Source organism: Streptomyces decoyicus, from assembly GCF_019880305.1.
Taxonomy (GTDB): Bacteria; Actinomycetota; Actinomycetes; order Streptomycetales; family Streptomycetaceae; genus Streptomyces; species Streptomyces decoyicus.
The window spans coordinates 1,185,444-1,207,639 of sequence record NZ_CP082301.1 but is presented as its reverse complement, the minus strand read 5'-3'; the positions used below and the strand labels follow the sequence as shown (position 1 = coordinate 1,207,639).

24 protein-coding genes and 1 pseudogene are annotated in these 22,196 nt (G+C 70.9%); 8 read left to right on the top strand and 17 right to left on the bottom strand.

Features of this window, described 5'->3' with window-relative positions; translation table 11 throughout:
* Nucleotides 1-235: 235 nt before the first annotated feature.
* The 8 genes from K7C20_RS05175 to K7C20_RS05140 form a co-directional block, all read right to left on the bottom strand.
* A complete protein-coding gene (locus K7C20_RS05175; RefSeq protein WP_245171345.1) occupies nt 236-481 on the bottom strand; it encodes a ferredoxin in 246 nt (81 codons plus the stop codon).
* Between the two features lie 5 nt (nt 482-486).
* Nucleotides 487-1,716, bottom strand: coding sequence for a cytochrome P450 (locus K7C20_RS05170; protein ID WP_030079568.1), 1,230 nt, complete (start codon nt 1,714-1,716; stop codon nt 487-489).
* A 71-nt stretch (nt 1,717-1,787) separates the two neighbouring features.
* On the bottom strand, nt 1,788-2,579 hold the full coding sequence (locus tag K7C20_RS05165) for an ABC transporter permease (protein ID WP_030079570.1): 792 nt from the start codon (nt 2,577-2,579) through the stop codon (nt 1,788-1,790).
* Nucleotides 2,579-3,583 carry a daunorubicin resistance protein DrrA family ABC transporter ATP-binding protein gene (locus K7C20_RS05160; RefSeq protein ID WP_030079572.1) on the bottom strand — a complete coding sequence of 335 codons (1,005 nt, stop codon included), beginning with the start codon at nt 3,581-3,583 and terminating at the stop codon, nt 2,579-2,581. Before K7C20_RS05160 ends, K7C20_RS05165 begins: the two co-directional genes overlap by 1 nt.
* 42 nt (nt 3,584-3,625) lie before the next feature.
* On the bottom strand, nt 3,626-4,516 hold the full coding sequence (locus K7C20_RS05155; RefSeq protein WP_030079574.1) for a DUF4097 family beta strand repeat-containing protein: 891 nt from the start codon (nt 4,514-4,516) through the stop codon (nt 3,626-3,628).
* A 115-nt stretch (nt 4,517-4,631) separates the two neighbouring features.
* Nucleotides 4,632-5,162, bottom strand: a complete 531-nt coding sequence (locus K7C20_RS05150) for a toxin-antitoxin system HicB family antitoxin (protein ID WP_030079576.1) — start codon at nt 5,160-5,162, stop codon at nt 4,632-4,634.
* Nucleotides 5,163-5,481: 319 nt separating this feature from the next.
* Nucleotides 5,482-6,024, bottom strand: coding sequence for a DUF1707 SHOCT-like domain-containing protein (locus K7C20_RS05145; RefSeq protein ID WP_030079578.1), 543 nt, complete (start codon nt 6,022-6,024; stop codon nt 5,482-5,484).
* Between the two features lie 440 nt (nt 6,025-6,464).
* Entirely contained in the window at nt 6,465-7,640 is a 1,176-nt protein-coding gene (locus tag K7C20_RS05140) for an FAD-dependent oxidoreductase (RefSeq protein ID WP_030079580.1), read from the bottom strand.
* A gap of 259 nt (nt 7,641-7,899) precedes the next feature.
* On the opposite strand from K7C20_RS05140, the gene K7C20_RS05135 reads away from it, so the two are divergent.
* On the top strand, nt 7,900-8,439 hold the full coding sequence (locus tag K7C20_RS05135; RefSeq protein WP_030079582.1) for a DUF1648 domain-containing protein: 540 nt from the start codon (nt 7,900-7,902) through the stop codon (nt 8,437-8,439).
* A 167-nt stretch (nt 8,440-8,606) separates the two neighbouring features.
* Here the strand turns inward: K7C20_RS05135 and K7C20_RS05130 are convergent, their stop codons facing one another.
* From K7C20_RS05130 to K7C20_RS05120, 3 genes are all read right to left on the bottom strand, one after another.
* Nucleotides 8,607-8,981, bottom strand: coding sequence for a hypothetical protein (locus K7C20_RS05130; protein WP_053209482.1), 375 nt, complete (start codon nt 8,979-8,981; stop codon nt 8,607-8,609).
* Between the two features lie 318 nt (nt 8,982-9,299).
* Complete coding sequence (locus K7C20_RS05125) at nt 9,300-10,184, bottom strand: alpha/beta fold hydrolase (RefSeq protein WP_030079584.1); 885 nt, start codon at nt 10,182-10,184, stop codon at nt 9,300-9,302.
* Nucleotides 10,184-10,768: a TetR-like C-terminal domain-containing protein gene (locus tag K7C20_RS05120; protein WP_030079586.1), complete on the bottom strand. Its 585-nt coding sequence runs from the start codon at nt 10,766-10,768 to the stop codon at nt 10,184-10,186. The genes K7C20_RS05125 and K7C20_RS05120 overlap by 1 nt, the downstream gene beginning before the upstream one ends.
* A 171-nt stretch (nt 10,769-10,939) precedes the next feature.
* Between K7C20_RS05120 and K7C20_RS05115 the strand changes: the two genes are divergently transcribed.
* Both K7C20_RS05115 and K7C20_RS05110 read left to right on the top strand, forming a co-directional pair.
* The gene (locus K7C20_RS05115) at nt 10,940-11,881 is read left to right on the top strand and encodes an alpha/beta fold hydrolase (protein ID WP_048829203.1); all 942 of its coding nucleotides are present in this window, start codon (nt 10,940-10,942) and stop codon (nt 11,879-11,881) included.
* 162 nt (nt 11,882-12,043) lie between these two features.
* Complete coding sequence (locus K7C20_RS05110) at nt 12,044-12,247, top strand: NAD-dependent epimerase/dehydratase family protein (protein WP_030079589.1); 204 nt, start codon at nt 12,044-12,046, stop codon at nt 12,245-12,247.
* A gap of 112 nt (nt 12,248-12,359) precedes the next feature.
* Here the strand turns inward: K7C20_RS05110 and katG are convergent, their stop codons facing one another.
* The 3 genes from katG to K7C20_RS39405 form a co-directional block, all read right to left on the bottom strand.
* Nucleotides 12,360-14,588, bottom strand: coding sequence for a catalase/peroxidase HPI (gene katG / locus K7C20_RS05105; protein ID WP_030079591.1), 2,229 nt, complete (start codon nt 14,586-14,588; stop codon nt 12,360-12,362).
* Nucleotides 14,581-14,781: a hypothetical protein gene (locus K7C20_RS05100; protein ID WP_150127267.1), complete on the bottom strand. Its 201-nt coding sequence runs from the start codon at nt 14,779-14,781 to the stop codon at nt 14,581-14,583. Before K7C20_RS05100 ends, katG begins: the two co-directional genes overlap by 8 nt.
* Before the next feature lie 112 nt (nt 14,782-14,893).
* Nucleotides 14,894-15,163 carry a catalase gene (locus tag K7C20_RS39405; protein WP_030079593.1) on the bottom strand — a complete coding sequence of 90 codons (270 nt, stop codon included), beginning with the start codon at nt 15,161-15,163 and terminating at the stop codon, nt 14,894-14,896.
* Nucleotides 15,164-15,297: 134 nt separating this feature from the next.
* Between K7C20_RS39405 and K7C20_RS05090 the strand changes: the two genes are divergently transcribed.
* The 3 genes from K7C20_RS05090 (at nt 15,298) to K7C20_RS05075 (ending at nt 19,254) form a co-directional block, all read left to right on the top strand.
* Nucleotides 15,298-15,714, top strand: coding sequence for a Fur family transcriptional regulator (locus K7C20_RS05090; RefSeq protein WP_030079595.1), 417 nt, complete (start codon nt 15,298-15,300; stop codon nt 15,712-15,714).
* A gap of 462 nt (nt 15,715-16,176) precedes the next feature.
* Nucleotides 16,177-18,231, top strand: a complete 2,055-nt coding sequence (locus tag K7C20_RS38075; protein ID WP_246655290.1) for an Ig-like domain-containing protein — start codon at nt 16,177-16,179, stop codon at nt 18,229-18,231.
* An 864-nt stretch (nt 18,232-19,095) separates the two neighbouring features.
* The gene (locus tag K7C20_RS05075) at nt 19,096-19,254 is read left to right on the top strand and encodes a DUF7196 family protein (RefSeq protein ID WP_167352494.1); all 159 of its coding nucleotides are present in this window, start codon (nt 19,096-19,098) and stop codon (nt 19,252-19,254) included.
* A 45-nt stretch (nt 19,255-19,299) separates the two neighbouring features.
* On the opposite strand, the pseudogene K7C20_RS05070 reads toward K7C20_RS05075, so the two are convergent.
* The 3 genes and pseudogenes from K7C20_RS05070 to K7C20_RS05060 form a co-directional block, all read right to left on the bottom strand.
* Nucleotides 19,300-19,611 (bottom strand): annotated as a pseudogene (locus K7C20_RS05070) (GNAT family N-acetyltransferase); the annotation flags it as partial.
* A gap of 12 nt (nt 19,612-19,623) precedes the next feature.
* Nucleotides 19,624-19,836: a LexA family protein gene (locus tag K7C20_RS38070; protein WP_030079607.1), complete on the bottom strand. Its 213-nt coding sequence runs from the start codon at nt 19,834-19,836 to the stop codon at nt 19,624-19,626.
* A complete protein-coding gene (locus tag K7C20_RS05060; protein WP_030079609.1) occupies nt 19,833-20,084 on the bottom strand; it encodes a hypothetical protein in 252 nt (83 codons plus the stop codon). Before K7C20_RS05060 ends, K7C20_RS38070 begins: the two co-directional genes overlap by 4 nt.
* 176 nt (nt 20,085-20,260) lie before the next feature.
* Here K7C20_RS05060 and K7C20_RS05055 point away from each other — a divergent pair, with 176 nt between their 5' ends.
* Together K7C20_RS05055 and K7C20_RS05050 are read left to right on the top strand one after the other, a co-directional pair.
* Nucleotides 20,261-20,866 carry a TetR/AcrR family transcriptional regulator gene (locus tag K7C20_RS05055; protein WP_053208751.1) on the top strand — a complete coding sequence of 202 codons (606 nt, stop codon included), beginning with the start codon at nt 20,261-20,263 and terminating at the stop codon, nt 20,864-20,866.
* Between the two features lie 50 nt (nt 20,867-20,916).
* Nucleotides 20,917-21,870, top strand: coding sequence for a DMT family transporter (locus K7C20_RS05050; RefSeq protein WP_048829225.1), 954 nt, complete (start codon nt 20,917-20,919; stop codon nt 21,868-21,870).
* Nucleotides 21,871-22,196 lie beyond the last annotated feature (326 nt).

Below are 22,196 nucleotides of genomic sequence, written 5' to 3'. Positions count from 1 at the left end.
AGGCGGGGTGTGGCGGAGCGGCGCAGGGCGAGCCTTGGCGAGGGCGACGGCGGAGCGGCCTGCGGGGGTCTCGTCGGCGAGTGAGGAGAACTGGGCGGCGTCCGCGAGCTGGAGCGCGTCGATACCCGGGAGGATCAGAGGATCAACCCGAAGGCCTTAGAAGTGGGCCCGCACACGCGAGAGCCCCCCACCGGTGCGCGGTGCGGGGTTCCCGGTCCGGGAGGTGCCACGGTCGCTATGCGTCCGTGGAGTCCGGGGAGTTGAGGGCGATGGCCCCGGCGGGGCAGAGGCCGACGGCCATCCGGGCGGCGGCCCGGTGCTCGGGGGCCGGCGCGGGGTGGCGGAGCACCACCAGGCCTTCCTCGTCGTCCTGGTCGAAGACCTCGGGGGCCGTCAGGGCGCACATGCCGGCGCCGGCGCAGCGGTCACGGTCGACGCTGAGACGCAGCGGCTCCTCGGGGCTGTCCATGGGGCCGTTCATGGGGGCTACTCCTTGTCCCAGGTGACGGGCAGGCTGATCACGCCGTAGATGTTGGAACGGTCGCGGAGCGGCACCTCCTGCGGCGGCACCGCGAGGCGCAGGGTGGGGAAGCGGGCGAAGAGCGCCGGGAACGCGACGGTCATCTCGACGCGGGCGAGCTGCTGGCCCAGGCACTGGTGGGCGCCGTGGCCGAAGGCCAGGTGCCCGGTGGCCTTGCGGTGGATGTCGAGCCGGTCGGGGCCGGGGAACTTGTGCGGGTCGCGGTTGGTGGCCTGCACGGAAACGGTCACCGTCTCGCCCGCTCTGATGAGCCGGCCCGCCACCTCGACGTCCTCGAGCGCCGAGCGCAGCAGCGGGTCGGCCACGCTGAGGTAGCGCAGCAGCTCCTCCACGGTCTGCTCGGCGAGGCCTGGGTCGGCGCGCAGGGCGGCCAGCTGGCCGGGATTGCTGAGCAGGGCGAAGGTGCCGAGGCCGAGCATGTTCGCGGTGGTGTCGAGCCCGGCGGCGAGCAGCATCCCGCCGACTCCGGCCAGCTCCTCGTCGGTGAGGTCGGAGGCGGTCAGATCGCTGAGCAGGTCGTCGGTGGGCTCGGCGCGCTTGGCGAGGACGAGTTCGCCCAGGAACTGGAGCAGCGCCGTATAGGCCGCGCCTTTCGCTTCGAGGCCGGCCGTCTGGTCGAAGAGGGTCGCCACATCGCTTTGGAAGCGCTCCCGGTCGGCGTAGGGCACGCCGAGCAGTTCGCAGATCATGAGCGCGGGCACGGGTTGCGCAAACGCCTCCACCAGGTCGGCCGTGGGCCCGGCCTGCTCCATGGCGTCCAGGCACTCGGTGGTGAACTGCGCGACGCGCTCGGTGAGTTGACGCATGCGGCGGACGGTGAACTTACCGGTGAGCAGGCGCCGGTAGCGGGTGTGCTCGGGGGCGTCGAGGCCGAGCATGTCGCCGACCGGCGCCGGGGGCATCTCCCCCGACACGCCCGCTATCGGCTCCGGCAGATGCAGGAGTTCGTAGCGTGAGCTGAAGCGCGGGTCGGCCAGGATCGCGCGGCCGGCGGCGTGTCCGGTGACCAGCCAGCCCATGTGCCCGTCGCCGTAGCGCATGCGGCGCAGCGGCTTGTCGCTCAGGGTGGTGAGTTCGGCGGGCGGGTCGAAGGGGCAGCCGGTGCGCCGGTCGGTGGGCAGGGTGGCCGGCTCGTCGACGGTGGTGTCGCCGGCGGCCGTCGGGTCGTACGACATGGGGTCCTCCTGCGGTCGTGGGGCGGGTGAAGCGGGTGCGCATCGGTGAAGTGGCGTGAGGAGAGCGGCGGTTACCGCTTGGCGCCGGCCTTGAAGGTGCGGCGCGCCCACACGTAACCGACCAGGGCGAGCGCCACGCACCAGGCGAGGCCGATGACCGCGCTGGAGCCGATCTCGGTGCCGAGCCACAGACCGCGCAGGGTCTCGATGACCGGGGTGAAGGGCTGGTACTCGGCGAACCAGCGCAGGCCGGTGGGCATGGACTCGGTCGGCACGATGGCGCTGCCGACGAACGGCAGGAACGTCAGCGGCATCGGGATGTTGCTTGCGGTCTCCACGTTCTTGGCGACCAGGCCGATGCCCGCGGAGAGCCAGGTGAGCGCGAGCGTGAGCAGGGCGAGCAGGCCGATGGCGGCGATCCACTCGACGGGCGTTGCGCTGGGGCGGAAGCCCATCAGGAGGGCGATGCCGATGACGAGCGTGATGCTGGTCATCGTCTGGATCACGCTGCCCACGACATGGCCGGTGAGGAACGAGGCCCGGGAGATCGGCATCGTGCGGAAGCGGTTGACGATGCCCTCGGTCTTGTCGACGCACACGCTGACCGCGGTGGTCAGGGCGCCGGAGGTGGCGGCCATCAGGATGATGCCGGGTGCCAGGTAGTCGATGTAGTTGCCGCTGCCGGTGGGCAGGCCGCTGATGCCGGTGCCCAGGGCGCTGCCGAACACGTAGTTGAACAGCAGCAGCATCACCACGGGCATCGCGACGACGGTGACCGTCAGGGACGGGTAGCGCAGGGCCTTCTTGAGGTTGCGCCGCAGCATCGTCCTGGAGTCCTTGGCGGCGTAGGACAGGGTGGCCATCAGGCGTTCTCCTCGGTCGATGCGACGGTGCCGGCGGGGTGGGGCTGACCGGTGAGGGTCAGGAAGACGTCGTCGAGGTCGGGGGTGTGCACGGTGAGCGACTCGGCCCGGACGGCGGTGGACTCCAGGGTGTCGAGGACGGCCCGCAGGTTGGGGAGGGAGCCGTCGCCGGGGATCTGCAGGGTGAGGGCATCCTCGTCGCGGGTGGCGGTCCCGAAGATGCCCGCGGCGGTGTCCAGACCCTGGGCGTCGGCGAACCGCAGCCGGATGTGGCCGCCGGGGATGCGCTGCTTCAGCTCGTCGGCGGTGCCCTCGGCGATCAGCCTGCCGTGGTCCAACACGGCGATGCGGTGGGCGAGTTGGTCGGCCTCGTCGAGGTACTGGGTGGTCAGGAAGATGGTCACACCGTCGTCGGCGACGAGGCCCCGGATGATCTCCCACATGGTGCGCCGGCTGCGCGGGTCGAGTCCCGTGGTGGGCTCGTCGAGGAAGATGATCCGCGGATCGCCGACCAGGGTCATCGCCAGGTCCAGCTTGCGCCGCATACCGCCGGAGAAGGTGACGGCGGTCTTGCCCGCCACCTCGGACAGGTCGAAACGGCGCAGCAGGTCCTTGGTCCGCCGCTTGCCCTCGCGTCGGTCGAGGTGGTGCAGGTCCGCCATGAGGAGCAGGTTCTCCTCGGCGGTCAGCAGATTGTCGACGGCCGAGAACTGGCCGGTGACGCCGATCGCGGAGCGCACCGCGTCGGCGTCCCGGGTCAGATGGCGGCCCGCGACCCAGGCCTCGCCCGCGTCGGCGTCGATGAGCGTGGAAAGGATCTCCACCGTGGTGGTCTTGCCGGCGCCGTTCGGCCCGAGCAGGGCGAAGACGGTGCCTTCGGCGATGCTCAGGTCGATGCCGTCGAGCACGAGCTTGTCGCCGTAGGACTTGCGCAGTCCGGTGGCGGTGATCGCCGATGCCGATGCGTTCGCGGCGGTCGGCGCGGATGTCTGGGTGACAGTCATGCCGCTTTCCTTTCGCGGGTGGAGAGTTGGTGGCAGGCCGGGTCAGGCGCGGTGGATGATGATGTCGCCGGCCGCGGTCCGCGCGTGCACCTCGACGGTCTCGTCCGATTCCTGGGGCCCGGCGGCGGAGCCGAGCGAGTTGCGTACCGTGCCGAACTTGGGGTTCAGGTCGAGCCAGGCGGCGGTTCCCTCGTGGATGCCCACTTCGAGGTCGCCGACGGAGGTGCGCAGGTCGATACGGCCGCGGCTGACGTCGCCGACGCGGATGCCGCTGGTGGAGGAGGCGGCATCGACCCCGGCGTGGGCGACGCCGATCTCGATCCGGCCGTTGGCGGACTTGGCGTCGACGCTGCTGTGCGCGACGCCGATGGAGATGTCGCCGTTGGCCGCGTTGGTCTTCAGGCCGCCGGTGACCTCGCCGATCTCGGTCGCGCCGTTGCTGTTCTTGACGGTCGCCGTGCCGGCGACCGTGCCGACCTCGACCCGGCCCGAACCGATGACTTCGGTGTCACCGGTCGAGCGGGCCAGACGGATGTCGCCGGTGCCGGTCTTGAGGTGGGCGCCCGCCACCTCGTCGACCTGGAGGTCGCCGAGCCCGGTCTTGAGCGTCACTTTCCCGAGGCGGCCTTCGCAGTGGAAGCTGCCCATGCCCGTGGTGCCCTGGACCTCGGATCCGGCGGGCAGCTCGATGCTCACCTCGATGGCGCCCGGCTTGCCCCACAGGGACCGCTTCTTGGGTGTCCTGACCGTGAGGCGGCCGCCCGAGCAGCTGACCTGGGTCTGCTGTACGGCGCGGACGTCGTTGTCGTCGGAGCCGTTGCGCGGCAGCACCTCGACGACCGTGTCGGTGCGCTTGCCGGCGGAGATGCGGGCGGTGCCGGCATCCAACTCGAGGGTGGCGACGATCGGTTCCGGGGTCTCGAAAGTAGGCATGGTTGTTCCGTCCTCTTGGCTTGGGTGGTTGATCCCGCTGGTGAGGCGGGTGATGCGGGACGTCGGCGGGATCGGCGATCCGCCGGTGAAAGTGGGGTGGGGTGGGCCGGTGGCCCTAGCGGACCCAGCCGGTGAAGCCCCGGCCGCCCGAGTCCTTGCCGCGGCCCGGCGGGCTTGCCTGCCGCCCGCCGTCGAGGGCGGTGGACACGGCCCGCACCAGCCAGGCGTTGACCGACAGGCCCTCCGCTGCCGCGGCGTTCTCGGCGCGGGCCTTGAGGTGGGCGGGGAGGCGGAAATTGATCCGCGCCATGGTGCCGTCGTCGGCGTCCGCGGGCGGCGGTGGCGGCGCGGGCGCGGCAGGGGCCGCGACCGGCTCCTGCGTGTCCTGGAACGGCTCGGATGCGGGTGGCGGCGTCACCACGAACTCAGGGTCGAGTCCGCGCAATCGCACGTCGACCGAGCCGGGCGCCAGCTCCCGGGTGACCTCGCCCATGGCGGCGGACAGTGCGTTGAGGAGGGTGAGGCGGGTGGCGGACTCCAGGGGGGCGGTGAGCCGCTCCGCGAGGGCGCGGGCGTCGTCGCCGCCGGCGTTCGCGGCGACGGCGAGTTCCTGCCGGAGGTTGTCGACGTAGGGCGTGAGGTCCATGGCGCCATCATGGCACATTCGTGGTGCCATGACGAGCCAAATTGGCTCCTCTTTGGCGCATGCCGCTCTGACCTGGGGTTACTACTTGAAGTGGCGCGTCATGGCGCCGCATTATCGGCCAGATGGCTGGTAATGGCGCCGCGGTGACGCCATGGTGGTGCCACTTCGGCGACGGGTCTGGTGTCACCGGGCGCCCGGGGCGTGGTCCGCGCGTCCGAGGGCGAGAAGATCTCCGCCCCTGCGCAGCAGGCCCACGTCGTGAGACTCCGAGCGGGCACGAAGAAAAGCCGGACAGGTGGTCCTGGTGCCGGAGGAGGACTCAGCGCCGCGCGTGGCGGATCTTCAACCGGCCGAACCCCATGGCTCCGGAGATCCGGATCCTCGGCCCTCCGGGGCGGGAGCTCCGCCGGGGCTTGTAGAGGGTGTCCTTCCACCCGGTGTGCAGAGCGTCGACGTCGACGATCGCGTCGCGAGGAACCGTGATCTTTGCCCTGCCACTGCCGAGTTGCAACTCGATGTCGACTACCGGATGTTCGATGACCGCCCGGGACAGGTCCAGGTGCACCCTTCCGAATGCGGACTCGACCTTGAGGATCCGAGGTACCCGCCATACGCCGCGCCGCTGGATGCGCCCGCCGGCGGCGGCGATCGTGGACGTGGTGCCCGCTTTCTCCTCCGGGAGCGAGGCCAGAGCCGACACGAGCTCGCTGTGCGTCTTGCCGGTGAGTACTCGGTGGAGGCGTTCGTCCAAGTCCTCGTGCGAGATGTGCCCTTCGGTGTACGCCTCCTGAAGGCGCTGCACGGCCGTGTCGCGGTCGTCTTCGCTGATCACTGGCGGCTGGTCTTCCGGCAGAGCGGTCACCTCTTCACTCTACTGCCGTTCCGACGACGCGAACACGCCAAGCCCCGTAGCGGGCAGGGCATTTGATGGGGAGTACGACCACTCGTCATCATGGCCTTCGGCGCCCGACCCGGCGGGCCCCAAGCGGTCACAGTGCCACGACACCCGGGTGCGTTCGGCGGTGGCGAGGGCGTCCGCGACGGGGATAGGTCCGGCGATCCGAGCGCAGGTATGCGCCGGCCCCGGTTCGACTGCGCACGCGGCGAAGACGCATGGAGTGTCGGGGCGGGCGTCAGGCCATCCAGAAGAAGACCGCCGTCATCCGCTTCTCCCGCAGGGTGGCGCCCCAGTAACGGGTCGCCCCACAACCCGACCTCGGCACACGCCGGCTCAGTGCGCACCACCGCGCGAGTGGGAACGCAGCCGAGCCGGGGCTTGGCAACGTGGCCCGGCTGCCCAGTTCAGTCCGCGTTGCCGGAGACGGCGTTCATATCGAGGTCCCAGTCGAGTTGACGGGCCAGGGTGTCGTCGCCGGGACGCTGAGGGGATGGTGCCCGGCCGGTGCGGGGCGGGGTGCGGGTGCCGCGGGAGATCTCTCCGCTGGCGGTGATGTTGTGCTCCACGCGTGGGCGGCGGCATGCCTCGTAGAGGGAGAGGGCGCTGTCCGGATCGGGCGTGTCCCGCAGGGACTTGGCGAGGATGACGGCGTCCTCCAATGCCATCGAGGCCCCTTGCCCCGTCGCCGGTGATGCCGCATGCGCGGCGTCACCGATGATCAGCGTGCGCTCGGAGTGCCAGGGGGTGCCGAGCGGGATCTCGGTGGCGTTGGTGGCCATGATGCCGTCGGTGGAGGCCGCGACGATGCCCGCGGCGGGGGTGGCGTCGTGGCGCAGCAACTCGACGAGTTGCTCCCGCCAACGGGAGGGCGCGGGGTGTGCGAGTTCGTCGGCGGGGATGGCTTGACCGGCGACGCGGGCGAACCAGTACGCCTCCCCGTCCGGCGAGACCGCACAGCCGAAGGCAGCGGCGCTGCCCCGCACCATGGTGATGTGCCCCGTCGTCTCCTCCGTTACAGGGGCGCTGCGCGTGTAGCCGTAGAAGACGCTCTGCCCCGCGTAGACGGGTGCTGCGCCGGGGGCGATCGATCGCCGGATGATCGAGTTCAGGCCGTCTGCACCGATGAGCAGATCACCGGTCGCGACGCTGCCGTCGGCAAAGCGCGCGGTCACCTTGTCCGGGCCGTTCTCAACGGACACCAGTCGCGCCCCGTGCGACAGCCCGATGCCCCGGCGGATGACCTCGGCCTGCAAGGCGGCGTTCAACTCGCCACGGCGCAGGCACCGGTACCGCAGGAGCGCGTCATCGGCCTCCCCCAAGGGCACATGGGCCACCTCACCACCCTGGTCGTCGAGAACACGCATCGAGCGCAGCGGAAAACCGATCGCGGTGACCGCATCCGAGGCGTCGAGCTGCGCCAGCGCGCGCATTCCGTTGCTCGCCAAAGTCAGGAACGCCCCGATGTCCTCGGCTGTGTCGGGGTGCGCCTCGTGCACGGCGACGTCGAATCCTGCCTTGTGCAGGGCCAGCGCGGTCGCCGTACCGGCGATCCCGCCGCCGATGACGAGTATGCGTGTCACGTGCCACTCCGCTCTCTGTCAGGTCCCCTCGGGCGTCCAGATCAATGATGTACCCGGTCGCCCCGGTGTTTCAGGATTCAGGCCGCGATGCCTCGCTTCCGGCCTCCTGCCACCAGGGGTCTCTGAGCCGGAGCCCTTTGGCGGCTTCCGCTGGTGCCTCCCCGGCTCGGCTACCCCTGCCGGCCGGCCGCGGCGGCAGGCCCCTCACAGGCGGCAAATGACCTGTCGGACCCGGCGCGTTTGCCGAACAATCAGCCCTATGGTCTTCTCCTCTCCCCTGCGGCTGTGGCTGCTCCCGAGTGCTGTTCTGCTCACCGCGATGGCCATCTGGGGTGCGGTGCGGTATCCGAACTTGCCAACCCGGATCCCGGCACACATGGGTATCGACGGCGTGGACGCTTGGACTGACCGGTCGATCGGCAGTGCGTTCACGCTGGTGATCGTGTACGCAGGGGTGACGGTGCTGGTGACCGCCTGCGCGGAGCTGACGCTGCGGGTGACGCCGCGCGCTGAACTACCGGACGGAGGCGCTGCACCGTTCGCCGGTGGGCTGTTACCCCCTTCGGCCCTCAATCGGCCGGCCGGCCGTGCGGCGGCACGTCGCATCGCCCGTGCGTTGTTGTTGCTCAATGCCTGTATCGGCCTCTCGCTTCTCGTCGGCTGCGGGGTGCTGTGGCGTTCCACGCCCGTGCGGGAGGTGCCGGGGTGGCTGTTCTCCGCGATGATCGTGCCGTTCCTCGCGGGCACCGCGCTGACGGTGGCGGCGGCAGCAGGCAACCGGAAGGACACCGCAAACTGAGCTTGCGGGGGCTGATGGGGCGTCAGTTGATGGTGCGGGTGCGCCCGGGGAGGGCGGGTGTCTCTCCGAGGGCGGTATCTGTGCTCCAGACCCCAAGGTCACGTGACGGGGGGAGGGAGGGAGGGAGAGGGGGAGAGAGGGCGAGCGTCCTGGGGCGGTTGACCGGCTCACGGCCGATGGCTGGTGGCCGGATGGGACGCCGGTGACGGCCCGGCCGCATTTCCCGGCCGGGAAGCCGGCGGCGCGGGGCCGTCACCGTGCTCGGCCAGCCACTGAACCAGTGCATGACGCTCGAGCTGAGCCCGGATGAGCCGGTAGGTGACGTCGTGGCGGGCCCTGGAGGCCTGCCGGGCACGATCGGTCGCCCACACCAGCACCCGTGCAGCGGTTTCGCGGTCGAGCTCCCCGGTCGACCACCACTTCTCCCATGCCCGCTCAGCGGAACCCTTTGCCTCGGGGGCGCCGGGCCGTGACAGGGCCTCGTCCCGGCGCTCCTCCAGGTAGCGACCGATGAGCTTTCGGGCCAATGCCTCGTCTGTCATGGCCGCCTCCGCCGGTCGCCCGTGCACCAGCCTCCACCGGCACGCATTCCACGCCGGCAGTCAACCGGCCCGGGGCGTCGACCGAACCATCCGTGATCGCCGCCCTTGACGACCCGGAACGCCCCGCGGAACCCGTAAGCACCCGCAGAACCCGTAAGCACCCGCAGAACCCGTGAGCAAAGGCCTCTCCTCCCATGGTCGCACTGTGAGGGAGGGCGTCCGCGGCCCGGAAGACACGCCCGGGCGCGGGCTGCGTACGGAGGGTGAGTGGGGGCCGAGGGCGTCATGAGGGCGGCCGCCACCAGCTACTCGGCCGGACTACACCTGGCGGGCCCCGGCCTCCGGTTCACTCGCCGACCCGGATGAAAGTTCCCGGTCCCGGTCGAGCACCGTCAGCAGCTGTGCGGCGAACTCCCGCGGATGTTCGGTGCATCCGACGTGGCCACCGGGGAATTCGACGGCCGGCCGGCCCAGTAGCTCTGCCAGCCGGGTGGCCGGTCCGTACAGCGGTTCCTGGGCACGGGAATCGCGCCCCACCGCGAGGACCAGTTTGTGGGCGGCGGCGCGCAGCGCCGGGATGTCCGGTGTGGTCGCGGTGAACGGGCACAGCATGTGTTCCAGGAAGACCGGGAGGTTGGCGTGCATGCGGGCCGCCATCTCCTGGATTTCAGGCGGCAGTTCCGTCGCCCGCTCCGCGGGCCGGCCGCCGAGGCCCTCGCTGAACCGGGCCATTGCGGGACCCGCGCCGTGCCTGCGGAATGTCTCTCGCACCTCGGCGAAGAGAGCACGGTGCGGGGCGGGATCGTCCAGGAGCTCCACCAGCGGCGGCTCGTGCGCGACCACCCGGCGCAGTTGCCCGGGGTGCCGGGCCAGCAGGTCGAGGGCGACGATGGCGCCCGAACTGCTGCCCAGGACGCAGGCCTCCCCGCCCGGTGCCAGCGCGGAGAGCAGCCGGTGGGCGTCGTCGCTCCACACCTCCACCCGCTGGTCGGACAGCGGTTCTTCGAGGGGGCTGCGGGAGAGTCCGCGCGGATCGTAGGAGACCACGGTGTACCGGGAGGCCAGGTGCGGCGCCATGCCCTCGTACACACCGGCGTCGGCGGCGCCGCCCGGTATCAGCAGCAGTACGGGGCCGCTGCCACGCTTTTCGTAGCGCAGGGTGGCTCCGGGGACCTTGAGGGTGCCGGTCGTGGGTGTGGGCATCACTTGCTCCGATCGGGTCGGGCGGGCCAGTTCTCCAGGAGTACGTGGAGCGCTTCGAGCGAGCGCGCCCAGGACTCCTGCACGTCTCGGGGGTGTCCGAAGCCGCCGCTGAGTTCCAGGTGGATGTAGCCGTGAAAGGTGCTGCGGAGCATTCGTGCCGCATCGGTCAGGTCCGGCTCGGTGAGGCCGTAGGCGCGCAGCATGCCGTAGGTCAGCTCGACGCAGCGCTGGAGTCCCGCGGAGTCGACGACCTCCTCGGGGGAGAACCCCATCTGGCTCACCGCGTAGCGGCCGGGGTGGTCCAGCGCGTACCGGCGGTAGGCGTCGGCGAAGGCGACGAGCGCGTCCTTGCCCGCCCGCCCCGCCACGGCGGAGCCGATGCGGTCGGTCATCTCGACGGCAGTCAGCAGGGCGATGCGTACGCGCAGGTCCCGCAGGTTCCTCACATGCGAGTAGAGGCTCGCGTCCCTGACGCCCAAGCGCTTCGCCACGGCGGACACCGTGAGCCTGTCGGGCCCGGCCTCGTCCGCCAACTCAGCGGCCGCCTCCGTCACTTTGGTCGCAGTAAGCCCCGCGCGCACCATCTGGCACCTCCGTACACGTCAGTCCTGGCTCACAGTCTGTAACCTAGGGTCCCTAGGAAATAAGCTAGCATGGTTAGGAAGACCCGGCCCGGGATAAGGCGCGCAGGGGCTACGGGGAAAATGCCGGTCGCGGCGTGGCCGGGCCGGCACCTGCCGAGAAGAGGAGCTCCTGTGTCCCACGCACCGCACCTCCACGCACCGCACTTCCGCGTTTCCGGGCCGGCCGGGGACATCGCCGTGGCGGACCACGGTGGTGACGGCCCGGACGTCGTGCTCTGTCACGGTGCGAACCGCACCCTGCTCGACTGGGAGCGCCTGCGGCCGCACCTGACCGGCATGCGGCTGGTCTCCTATGACCTGCGCGGCCACGGCCGGTCCGACCCCCCGGCCGATGAGGACTACAGCTGGGCCGCCCATCTCGCCGACCTGGACGCGGTCACCGAGACGCTCGCGCTGGACAACCCCCGCGTGATCGGCCACTCCCTGGGCGGCATGATCGCGCTGTGCCACGGCCAACGGCGTCCCGACTGCCCCGGTGTGGTCGATCTCGACGGCCTCGGCGGCGGCCGGCCGGAGCTGTACCCGGGTCTGGACGCCGAGGTCGTCGCGGAGCGGCGCGCCCAGCAGCTCGCGGCACACTCGGCTGCCCTCGCGCCGGACGTCATCGATGCCGGACAGGCCGAACTCGCCGTCGAGCGGGCCCGCCAGGCCGCCGCCGTGTACGGCTTGGACGCAGCGCTGGAGGAAGCCGGCGCCCGGCGTTCCCTCCAGCGACTGGAGGACGGCCGCTACCGGCGCAAGCCCGCCGGATCGGCACAAGCGGCGCTGATGGCGCCGCTGGAAGACTGGGACACCTTCACCGCCGTGCGCGAGGCGGCCTGTACCACGCTCCTCGTGCAGGGTGGGCGGACACCGCCGCTTGACCGGCTGCCCCCGCCCTTCCGGGAGCTGAGCGAGGCACTGGTGGCCGGAGTGCGGAACGGGCTCGAAGCGCTACGGGAAGACGGTCCGCCGGGTCTGCGGATCGCCCGGGTACAGGAGGCCGGGCACATGCTGCACCTCCAGGCGCCGGCAGAAGTAGGCCGCCTCGTACGGGAGTTCCTCCTGCCATGAGCCCGGCCGGCGAGCCGGTACTTCTCCGTCCGGTGGACCGGAGGAAGGCGCTTGCGAGGGGGAGCCGGGCACGTAAGGGGTGGCGGTCTTCGCCGCCTTGCTGTGCGGAAGCCGGGGCAACCGGTCCCCGGGCGGAGCGGAGCTGTCCTACCGTAGGGCGCCATGAAGGTCCTGATCATCGGCGGCAGCGGGTTCCTGGGGACGGAACTCGTGCGCCAGGCGACGACTGCGGGCTGGGAGACGGCCGCGACGTACTGTTCCCGGCCCGGCAGCCTTCCCGGAGCCTCGTGGCACCGGCTCGACCTTCGCGCCCCCGGGCACGTCGACGAGGTGCTGGCCGCGGTTGAGTTCCTCCGCGCCCGGTAGGGCGGAAGACGAGCCCGGCAGTCCGGAGGGCCGGTGCCGCGATACCGCGCCACCGGCCCTTCGGACGGAGAGTGTCCGGGCCGGCCGGTACGGGCCGACCCGGACGTCATGATCAGACGAGGTCGAAGCGGTCCAGGTTCATCACCTTGTTCCAGGCCGCGACGAAGTCGTGCACGAACTTCTCCTTCGCGTCGTCGCTCGCGTAGACCTCCGCGAGCGCGCGCAGCTCGGAGTTCGAGCCGAAGACGAGGTCGGCACGGGTGCCGGTCCACTTGACCTCACCCGTGGCGGCGTCCTGCCCCTCGAAGGTGTGGGCGTCCTCGGAGGTCGCCTTCCACGTCGTGCCCAGGTCGAGCAGGTTGACGAAGAAGTCGTTGGTCAGGGTCCCGGGGGTGGCGGTGAAGACGCCGAGCGACGACTGCTGGTGGTTGGCGCCCAGCACACGCAGGCCGCCGACCAGGGCTGTCATCTCGGGGGCGCTCAGGGTGAGCAGGTTCGCCCGGTCGAGCAGCAGGTACTCGGCCGGCAGGCGGTTGCCCTTGCCGTGGTAGTTACGGAACCCGTCCGCGGCCGGCTCCAGCGCCTCGAAGGACTCGGCCTCGGTGTGCTCCTCGGTCGCGTCGACCCGGCCCGGGGTGAAGGGCACCTGGACCTCGACGCCCGCGTCCTTGGCGGCCTTCTCCACGGCCGCCACACCGCCGAGGACGATGAGATCGGCCAGGGAGACCTTCTTGGCACCGGAGGCGGCGTGGAACTCCTGTCGCACGCCCTCCAGCGAGCGCAGCACGAGGGCCAGCTGGTCGGGGTCGTTGGCCTCCCAGCCGCGCTGCGGCTCGAGGCGGATGCGGGCACCGTTGGCACCGCCGCGCTTGTCGCTGCCACGGAAGGTCGAGGCCGACGCCCATGCGGTGCTGACGAGTTGGGACACGGTCAGGCCGGAGCCGAGCAGCTTGGCCTTCAGCGCCGCGATGTCGGAGGCGTCGATCGTCTCGCCCTCGGCCTCGGGCAGCGGGTCCTGCCACAGCAGGGTCTCCTCCGGGACCTCCGCGCCCAGGTACAGCGACTTCGGACCCATGTCGCGGTGGGTCAGCTTGTACCAGGCGCGGGCGAAGGCGTCCGCGAACTCCTGCGGGTTCTCGTGGAAGCGGCGGGAGATCGGCTCGTAGATCGGGTCGAAGCGCAGCGCCAGGTCGGTGGTGAGCATCGACGGGGCGATCTTCTTCGAGGAGTCGTGGGCGTGCGGCACCGTGCCCTCGCCCGCGCCGTCCTTCGGCTTCCACTGGTGGGCGCCGGCCGGGCTCTCGGTGAGTTCCCACTCGTAGCCGAAGAGGTTGTCGAAGAAGCCGTTGCTCCACTGGGTGGGTGTGGTGGTCCAGGTCACCTCCAGACCGGAGGTGATGGCGTCGGCGCCCTTGCCGGTGCCGTAGGTGCTCTTCCAGCCGAGGCCCTGCTCCTCGAACGTGGCGGCCTCGGGGTCGGGGCCGACGTGGTCGGCGGGGCCCGCGCCGTGGGTCTTGCCGAAGGTGTGGCCGCCGGCGATCAGGGCGACGGTCTCCTCGTCGTTCATCGCCATCCGTCGGAACGTCTCACGGATGTCGCGGGCTGCGGCGATGGGGTCCGGGGTGCCGTTCGGGCCCTCCGGATTGACGTAGATCAGGCCCATCTGGACCGCGCCGAGGGGGTTCTCCAGCTCCCGGTCGCCGGTGTAGCGCCGGTCGTCGAGCCAGGTGGTCTCGGGGCCCCAGTAGACGTCCTCCTCCGGCTCCCAGACGTCCTCGCGGCCACCGGCGAAACCGAAGGTCTCGAAGCCCATGGACTCAAGAGCGACGTTGCCCGTCAGGACCAGCAGGTCCGCCCAGGAAAGGCTCTGGCCGTACTTCTTCTTGACCGGCCACAGCAGACGGCGGGCCTTATCGAGGTTGGCGTTGTCCGGCCAGCTGTTCAGCGGAGCGAAGCGCTGCTGGCCCGCACCGGCGCCGCCGCGGCCGTCGCTGATGCGGTACGTGCCCGCGCTGTGCCACGCCATCCGGATCATGAACGGGCCGTAGTGACCGAAGTCGGCCGGCCACCAGTCCTGAGAGGTCGTCAGAACCTCGGCGATGTCCTGTTTCACTGCCGAGAGGTCAAGGCTCGTGAACGCCGCGGCGTAGTCGAACTCCTCGCCCAACGGATTCGCCACGGCGGGGTTCTTGGCGAGGATCTTCACATTGAGCCGTTGCGGCCACCACTGACGGTTGCCGCCCCCCTGGGTCGGATGGAGGGCGCGGCCGTGCGCGACCGGGCAGCCATCCGCCTCCTCGGGCTTGGGGTCTGTGACGATTGCGTCGTGGTTGTCAGTCATGGCAATCCTTCCGAACTGTGCGGAACTCGGTGCTCAATAAATTGCGGCCGGTGGAACAGTCGGGGCACAGGCCCCAGTGGAAGACCTCGGCCTCGTGGATCGAGAAGCCGTGGGTGTCGGGCAGGGGCAGGAAAATCGGGCAGGGGCAGGAAAGGCGCCACGCCGAGCGCGCGGTCGACGTCAGCGACGACACCGCACGACCGGCACATAGGGGTGGTGGTCGCGGGCGTGTCTCCCGGACCGGTCCGGGCAGTGGACCGGTGCGATGCGGAACGCATCGCGCCGCGGTGCGCGAGCGAGGGACCTCATGCGCGGATGACATGGCTCGAAGGGAAATACGGCATACCCGATCGCGCATCCCGGAGGCGGCCTCTTGGCGTCGGGGCGGTGTCCGCCCAGGCGCCGGTGTCGCGCGCGGGGCCGACGCGCTCGCGGGTGAGGTGGGCAAGCTGCTCCAGCAGGACCTGGTCCTGGACCGGCGCCGGGCTGCTGACGCCCGCCTGCTCGCTGTTCTGGTGGTCCGCGACCAGGGCACCGGATTCGGTGGTGAGCGGACCCGTCTCCTGAACGGTCACGGGCTTTCCCTGCTGTTGTCCTGTCCCTTGGCTGTCGCCGGAACCGATCCTACGATGGACTAAGTCCAAGTCAATACACCAACCAGATCCGTACGGATTCATCCGTCGGACGACGCACAGTGAGGCTGGGGGGCATGAGTGACCTGCGGGACCGGCTGCGCCGACGTGGCTGGCGGATGACCGTCCAGCGCCGAGTGGTCGCCGAGGTACTCGACGGCGAGCACGTCCACCTCACCGCGGACGAGGTGCTCGCGCGCGCCGCCGCCCGGCTGCCGGAGATCTCGCGCGCGACCGTCTACAACACCCTCGGCGAACTGGTCTCGCTCGGCGAGGTGAGCGAGGTGGCCACCGACGGCCGCGCCAAGCGCTACGACCCGAACGCCCACCGCCCCCACCAGCACCTGGTCTGCTCCGGCTGCGGCGTCGTGCGCGACGTCCACCCCGGCGGCGATCCACTGGCCGATCTGCCCGCCTCCGAACGGTTCGGCTTCACCATCTCCGAGGTGGAGATGACCTACCGGGGCCGCTGCCCCGACTGCGCCCGCACCTGAACCGGCCCGCGCGGCCCGGCCACGGCGCTCACCTCGTGGCACTCCTGTGTGCGGCGGCCCTCGCGCTCGCTCTCCCGGCACCGGCAGCGGCGCGCGCGGCCGGGCAGCTCTGATGCGCGCGGTTGCCAGGACCCAGGGCGGTTGAGCGGCCGACGGTCGTGCGCGCCGGGGTGAACGTGGGTACAACGCGGGTTATCCGCACGGGAGTTTATGCCGCCTCACCACGCGCGCTCTGCCGTACGGGGGAATCCGGGAAGCGGGTATGGCCCACAGCCACCGCCGTGGCTCTAATGGTCGTACCGATTGTGGGGTGCCCATCCTCTGTCGGGGAGTCGAGCAGCGGTCTTTTGGCGGATCGTTGTTGCGCTATTGGGCACCCCGGCAGGTGGAATCGCGAGCTGCGCCATGTGTCGTAGCCGCCGTGGCAGCCCCATACCCAATTCTCCTCAAAGGGGCTTCCCCATGGCAGTACTCATCGTTCCCACCACGGTCGCGGCGTGCCAGACATTCATCGTCAGCGCCACCGGCGCCCCCGCCACGGCCACTCAAGCGGTCTTCACCTATGACGGTGCGCCCGCACAGACGCTGCCGGTCGTCGCCGGTGCGGCCGGGCCGGCCACGTTCACGGCCGTCGGGTCCGGAGCCCAGACGGTTTCGGTGGTGTACCTCGACGCCGCAAGCGCCGTCGTGGGTGCTGAGAACGGCACGGTGACCGTCACCCCGGCGCCGGCCGGAACGCTGACCACGACGCTGACCACCCCACTCGGGGGGCTCACAACTGCCGCCACCGTCATCACCTGTAGCGGCGGCCTCGCCTCCATCAACGGAACACTGACCTACACCCTTCCCGGCGGGGCCACGGTCACCGCCACCGTGATCAACGGCGTGGTGGTGCCGACCAGCCTGGGTGTGGCGCTGACCGCAGGCCAGACAGTGAGCGTCAGCTTCACTCCGGCCGCCGGGTCCTGCGCCGCCTGCACGCTGGCGCCCATCACCGTCATCGTGCCGCCCCTGCCTACCTGCTCGGTGGTGGTCCAGCCGGTGGTGGGGCCGGTGATCGTCGGTCAGCCGACGTCCGTGACCGCTGTGGTGCTGTGCAACGGTCTGCCGGTCTCGGGTGCCTCGGTCACCTTCAATGGTGGTGCGGCTCCGGTGACGGTCACCACCAACGCGCTCGGTATCGCCGTCGGTTCGCTGACCTTCAACACGGCTGGGACCGCCACGGTGACGGCCACGGTCACTGGGCCGGCCGGCGGTGCCTGCACGTGCACCGGCGTCGTCTCCGGGCCCATCACCATCACCGTGGCTGCGCAGCCTTCCTGCCAGGTGCTGCTGCTGCCGGCAGGGCCGACGGTGGTCGGTCAGCCGACGTCCGTGACCGCTGTGGTGCTGTGCAACGGTCTGCCGGTCGCGGGCGCCTCGGTCACCTTCAACGGAGGTGCGGCTCCCGTCACCGTCACCACCAACGCGGCCGGTATCGCGTCCGGTTCGCTGACCTTCAACACTGCTGGGACCGCCACGGTGACGGCCACGGTCACTGGGCCGGCCGGCGGTGCCTGCACGTGCACCGGCGTCGTCTCCGGGCCCATCACCATCACCGTGGGTGCGCAGTCGTCCTGTCTGGTGGTGGTCCAGCCGGTGGTCGGGCCGGTGATCGTCGGCCAGCCGACGTCCGTGACCGCTGTGGTGACCTGCAACGGTCTGCCGGTCTCGGGTGCCTCGGTCACCTTCAATGGTGGTGCGGCTCCGGTGACGGTCACCACCAACGCACTCGGTATCGCGACCGGTTCGCTGACCTTCAATACCGCCGGGACCGCCACGGTCACCGCCACCGTCACCGCACCGGCCGGCGGTGCCTGCACGTGCACCGGCGTCGTCTCCGCCCCCATCACCATCACCGTGGGTGCGCAGTCGTCCTGTCTGGTGGTGGTCCAGCCGGTGGTCGGGCCGGTGATCGTCGGCCAGCCGACCTCCGTGACCGCTGTGGTGACCTGCAACGGTCTGCCGGTCGCGGGCGCCTCGGTGACCTTCACCGGTGGTGCGGCCCCTGTGACCGTCACCACCAACGCGGCCGGAATCGCGTCCGGTTCGCTGACCTTCAACACGGCTGGGAGCGCCACGGTGACTGCCACGGTCACCGCGCCGGCCGGCACCGCATGCGCGTGCACCGGCGTCGTCTCCCTCCCCCTCACCATCACCGTGAGCGGGCCGACGAGCCCCACGTTGCAGGCGTCGCCCGCCTGCTGGCGATTCAACCTGCCCTTCCCGGTGCCGAGCCTGTTCACGGCGACGTTGAAGGCCACCCTCACGCCGGCGCAAGCGGGAGTCACGGTCACGTTCTACGTCTCGGGCCTGCCGGTGGGCACGGCGGTGACCAACGCCGCCGGGGTCGCCACCCTCAACGCCGGTCTGTCCCTGCTCCAGATCAGCGCCAGCAGCTACACGGCGGTTGCCACCGTCGGCGGCGCCACGGTCCAGGCGACCGGCACCCTGGCGCCCTGCTTCCCGCCGGCGTGACCCGTCGGCGCCCGATCGGCCGGGGCGGCGTGACGGGCGCCTGCGGTACGCACGCACAGGTCGGGTTCACGCAGTGCCGCCCCTGACCTGAGGGCCGTCCGGTAAGCGGCCCGTCCCTCAAGGGCTGTCCCCCGTCGTGGAAGGACGGGGGACAGCCCCCTCAAACTTACCGGTGGGCCACCCGGCTCCACGCCGCCGGCAGGACGGAGACCGGGGGTGGAAGACCCCCGGCTGCCGGCGCGTGGACGGCTCATGGGTGAGGCCCGGGGCCGATGACTCCCTCTGCCTGTCGGCCCCGGGACAGCAGAGCGGCTCTCGCAGCCCCAAGGCCCCGGGCGGAGCCGCAGCCCCAAGGCCCCGCGCGGAGCCGCAGTCCCCAGGCCCCGTGTGGAGCGGCCAGGCGGCCGGTCAGACGTATCCAGCACCATCCGGGTGCCCGCCGAGCCCGCGCCACCCCGTATTGAACCCGTCGGAGAGTGGATGGTTTCCATGAGCCTTGCCGCATTCCTTCTTGCCCTCGGCGTCACGTGCCGCGTCACCCGTTTCCTCACCAAGGACACGCTGGCGGCGGGGTTCAGATCATGGATCGGCGCTCACTTCGGTGACGACTCCCGAGCCGCATATCTGGTCAGCTGCGGATGGTGCACGAGCATCTGGGTCGCCATGCCCACAGCTTTGTACGCCTCCTGCTTGGGCGGCTCTCCGTGGTTCCAGGGGCCGGCGACCGCTCTGACGCTCTCCTACCTGGCCGGAGTCGCTTCACGGTGGCTGGACTGACCACCAGCGCCTTCACACCTGTCCGTTGAGCGGTGCCTCACGGGGCGCCGAAGAACCGAAAACGCACAGCGCGAAAGGACCACAGTCATGCCATGCAATTGCGGCGGGGGAGTCCCTCAGACCATCGTCGGCTACCAATTGAACCTGCCCGACGGCACCATTCGTCACTACGTCACCTACCAAGAGGCCGAGGCCGCCAACCAACGAGCAGGCGGCACCGGAACGATCACCATCCTCACCCAGTGATGCCTGCACGGCCGTAGACGGCACCCTGAAGGCCCGTTTACCTCTTCACGTTCCGAGGGCGCCCGCGCCCGGCAGTCGCACCATGTAGATGTCGATCGGGTCCTGAACCTCCACAGTGAACCCGTGGCGCTCGTACAGCTGCCGGGCGGCGCTGCTCTGGAGGACGTTCAGGCGGACGAGCAGGCCGTCGGCATCGGTCCGCTCCAGCAGCGTGCGCAGGACGGCCGAACCGAGTCCCCGGCCCTGGACCCTTGGGGCGAGATAGAAATGCTCCAGCCACCGTCTTGGTGGCCTATCCGCATGGGGAGTTGGGTGGTGTCCGGCCGCGCGGCCATGCCGCGAGACGAGCCGGACGCGGCCCCGTCTCGTCTATCGCCGTATCTGGTACGAGCGGCTGCGGTGCGGGGTGTGGCTGACGATCCCGTGGCGCTCCAGAGCTCGTAGGTGGTAGGCGACCGTCGAGCCGGACAGTCCGACCGCGCCCGCGATCTCCCGTATCGACGGCGGATACCCGGCGCCGTCGGTCAGCTCGCGCAGCGCCCGCGCGATCCGCTCCTGGGTTTCGGTCACGTAGGCGGTCACCGTCGGGCCTCTTCAGGTTCTTGCTCCGGCTCCCAGGTCTGCTGCTTGAGCGCCATCCGGGCAGCCGGGGCCCGGCCGGGGATGGTCGCCCAGTACGGGTGTGTGGCGATCCGGACGGAGAGCCGCTGGAGCGTGCGGCGCAGGACCGTGGTCTGGGAAGGGTTCTCCTCCTGGGCGAGCTGCCGGTACGCGGTGTACCAGTCGCGCTGGGCCCGCAGGAGGTCGTCGGGGAAGGCGTAAGGCGTCACTCCCAGATTGCATCACATGTTCGAATTAGGGCGCAGCACACGGAAGGGTGAACCTCGCCCCGCCTGTTGCTGAGCGCCGTAGCCGGCCGGTGAGCGCCGCAGGGGCGTGGCTCCTCTTTCGCGATTTCCGCCGCTCGGCTAAGCTAGGTAGACCTACCTACCTAGTTTGGACTGTGATGAGCGAGACCGCAGGAAGGGCGACGGGCGGCGGTCGGCGGCGTCCGGCACGGGAGCGGCTGCTCGCGGCGGCAGCCCGCCGTTTCTACGCCGACGGTGTGGCGGCGACCGGCATCGACACGATCACGGCTGAGGCCGGTGTCGCGAAGATGAGCCTTTACAACAACTTCTCCTCCAAGGCCGACCTGGTCGGGGCCTACCTGGACGCCCGGCATGAGGAGTGGCTCGACCTGTACCGGGCGCGACTGGCGCAGGCGCAGGGGCCGCGTGACGGTGTTCTGGCGGTCTTCGACGCCTACGCCGACCACGCGGCGTTCGCCTACGAGTACGGGTTCCGCGGCTGCGGCCTCCTCAACGCCGCCGCCGAGCTGCCGGCCGGAGACGAGGGCCGGGCCGTGGTCCGTGCCCACAAAGAGGAGGTCGAGCGGCTGATCGCCGGTCACCTGGAGCAGCTTCTGCCCGACCGCCCCGACGAGGCGCACACGACGGCCGAGCACCTTGCCTTCCTCCTGGAGGGCGCGATGGCCCGCGCCGGCCTCGAAGGCGACGGCGAGCGCGTCCGGCACGCCCGCTCCATGGCGGCGGCCTTGCTGGACCGGCTGTGAAGCGGCCCACCCATCCCCGCCGGTCCGCGGCGGGGATGGGTGCGCTGTGTGTGCTGGTGGCCTCCGTCCTCTGGGGCACGACGGGCACGGCGGCCACGTTCGCCCCGGAGGTGAGCGCGCTCGCCATCGGGTCCGTCGCCATGGGCCTGGGCGGAATTCTCCAAGCCCTCGTCGCCGCCCCGCAGGTCGCGCGCCACACGCCCGGCCTGCGCGAGCAGCGCGGCGTAGTACTCCTCGGCGCCGCCTCCGTGGCGGTCTATCCCCTGGCGTTCTACAGCTCCATGCACCTGGCCGGAGTGGCCGTGGGCACCGTGGTGTCCATCGGGACCGCCCCGCTCGCCTCCGCCCTGATCGAACGTGTCGTGGACGGCCGGCGTCTCACGCGCCGCTGGATGCTCGCCGCCTCCCTGGGCCTCCTCGGCACCGTTCTGCTGTGCGTCGCCGAAGCAGGCCAGGCCACGGCAGGGGCATCCACGGCCGCCATGCTGCTCGGCGTGGGCCTCGGCCTCGTCGCCGCCACCACGTACGCCCTCTACGCCTGGGCCGCGCACCGACTCATCACCGGCGGGGTTCCCTCCCGTGCGGCGATGGGCGCCGTCTTCGGGCTCGGTGGCCTGCTCCTGCTGCCGGTCCTCCTGGCCACCGGAGCCCCGCTCGTCGGCTCCTGGCCGAACGCGGCCGTCGGCGCCTACATGGCGGTGGTCCCCATGTTCGCCGGCTACGCCCTGTTCGGCTGGGGACTCGCGCACCTGCCCGCCAGCACCGCCACCACCCTGTCCCTGCTCGAACCGGCCGTCGCGGCCGTACTCGCCGTCCTCGTCGTCGGAGAACGCCTCCCCGCCGCCGGCTGGACCGGCATCACCCTCGTCATCGCATGCCTCGCCGTTCTCACGACCCCCTCGCCCACCGCCCGCCGTCGAAAGCAACAGCCCCGGAGCCCAGAGGCGGAAAACGAATCCAACGACGCGATGCAGGGCGAGCTTGTGCCTCCCGGAGCTGCCTAGAGCTCTCAGCCGGGCCGACTCGAACGCTCACGGGCCGACATGCTCGCTCAACTGGCCAACCCAAACGCCCCGTCACACTGCCGCCGGGGTGCCGCGGTGCATGTGTGGCCGAGCGCTTCAGCCCGCAGGCGAGCGCTTCACCTGGCGGGCCGGTTGGTGGTGGCGAGCCGGTTGGCGGCGGCGAGCCGGTTCGCGGTGCGAGCCAGTGCCGGCGTCGGCGCTCCGCGATGAGGACCACGGTGGCCGGCACCGTCACGCTCGCGCAGGCGGGAACGGGCCGGAGAACAGGGGGCATTGGTGATCGTGAGACCCGCGCCATCTGGCCG

Bases quoted from the DNA above. Each gene is read 5' to 3' on its own strand.
- K7C20_RS05175 (WP_245171345.1), bottom strand. From the start codon at position 481: ATGAACGGCCCCATGGACAGCCCCGAGGAGCCGCTGCGTCTCAGCGTC.
- K7C20_RS05170 (WP_030079568.1), bottom strand. From the start codon at position 1,716: ATGTCGTACGACCCGACGGCCGCCGGCGACACCACCGTCGACGAGCCG.
- K7C20_RS05165 (WP_030079570.1), bottom strand. From the start codon at position 2,579: ATGGCCACCCTGTCCTACGCCGCCAAGGACTCCAGGACGATGCTGCGG.
- K7C20_RS05160 (WP_030079572.1), bottom strand. From the start codon at position 3,583: ATGACTGTCACCCAGACATCCGCGCCGACCGCCGCGAACGCATCGGCA.
- K7C20_RS05155 (WP_030079574.1), bottom strand. From the start codon at position 4,516: ATGCCTACTTTCGAGACCCCGGAACCGATCGTCGCCACCCTCGAGTTG.
- K7C20_RS05150 (WP_030079576.1), bottom strand. From the start codon at position 5,162: ATGGACCTCACGCCCTACGTCGACAACCTCCGGCAGGAACTCGCCGTC.
- K7C20_RS05135 (WP_030079582.1), top strand. From the start codon at position 7,900: ATGGTCTTCTCCTCTCCCCTGCGGCTGTGGCTGCTCCCGAGTGCTGTT.
- K7C20_RS05130 (WP_053209482.1), bottom strand. From the start codon at position 8,981: ATGACAGACGAGGCATTGGCCCGAAAGCTCATCGGTCGCTACCTGGAG.
- K7C20_RS05125 (WP_030079584.1), bottom strand. From the start codon at position 10,184: ATGCCCACACCCACGACCGGCACCCTCAAGGTCCCCGGAGCCACCCTG.
- K7C20_RS05120 (WP_030079586.1), bottom strand. From the start codon at position 10,768: ATGGTGCGCGCGGGGCTTACTGCGACCAAAGTGACGGAGGCGGCCGCT.
- K7C20_RS05110 (WP_030079589.1), top strand. From the start codon at position 12,044: ATGAAGGTCCTGATCATCGGCGGCAGCGGGTTCCTGGGGACGGAACTC.
- katG (WP_030079591.1), bottom strand. From the start codon at position 14,588: ATGACTGACAACCACGACGCAATCGTCACAGACCCCAAGCCCGAGGAG.
- K7C20_RS05090 (WP_030079595.1), top strand. From the start codon at position 15,298: ATGAGTGACCTGCGGGACCGGCTGCGCCGACGTGGCTGGCGGATGACC.
- K7C20_RS38075 (WP_246655290.1), top strand. From the start codon at position 16,177: ATGGCAGTACTCATCGTTCCCACCACGGTCGCGGCGTGCCAGACATTC.
- K7C20_RS05075 (WP_167352494.1), top strand. From the start codon at position 19,096: ATGCCATGCAATTGCGGCGGGGGAGTCCCTCAGACCATCGTCGGCTAC.
- K7C20_RS05055 (WP_053208751.1), top strand. From the start codon at position 20,261: ATGAGCGAGACCGCAGGAAGGGCGACGGGCGGCGGTCGGCGGCGTCCG.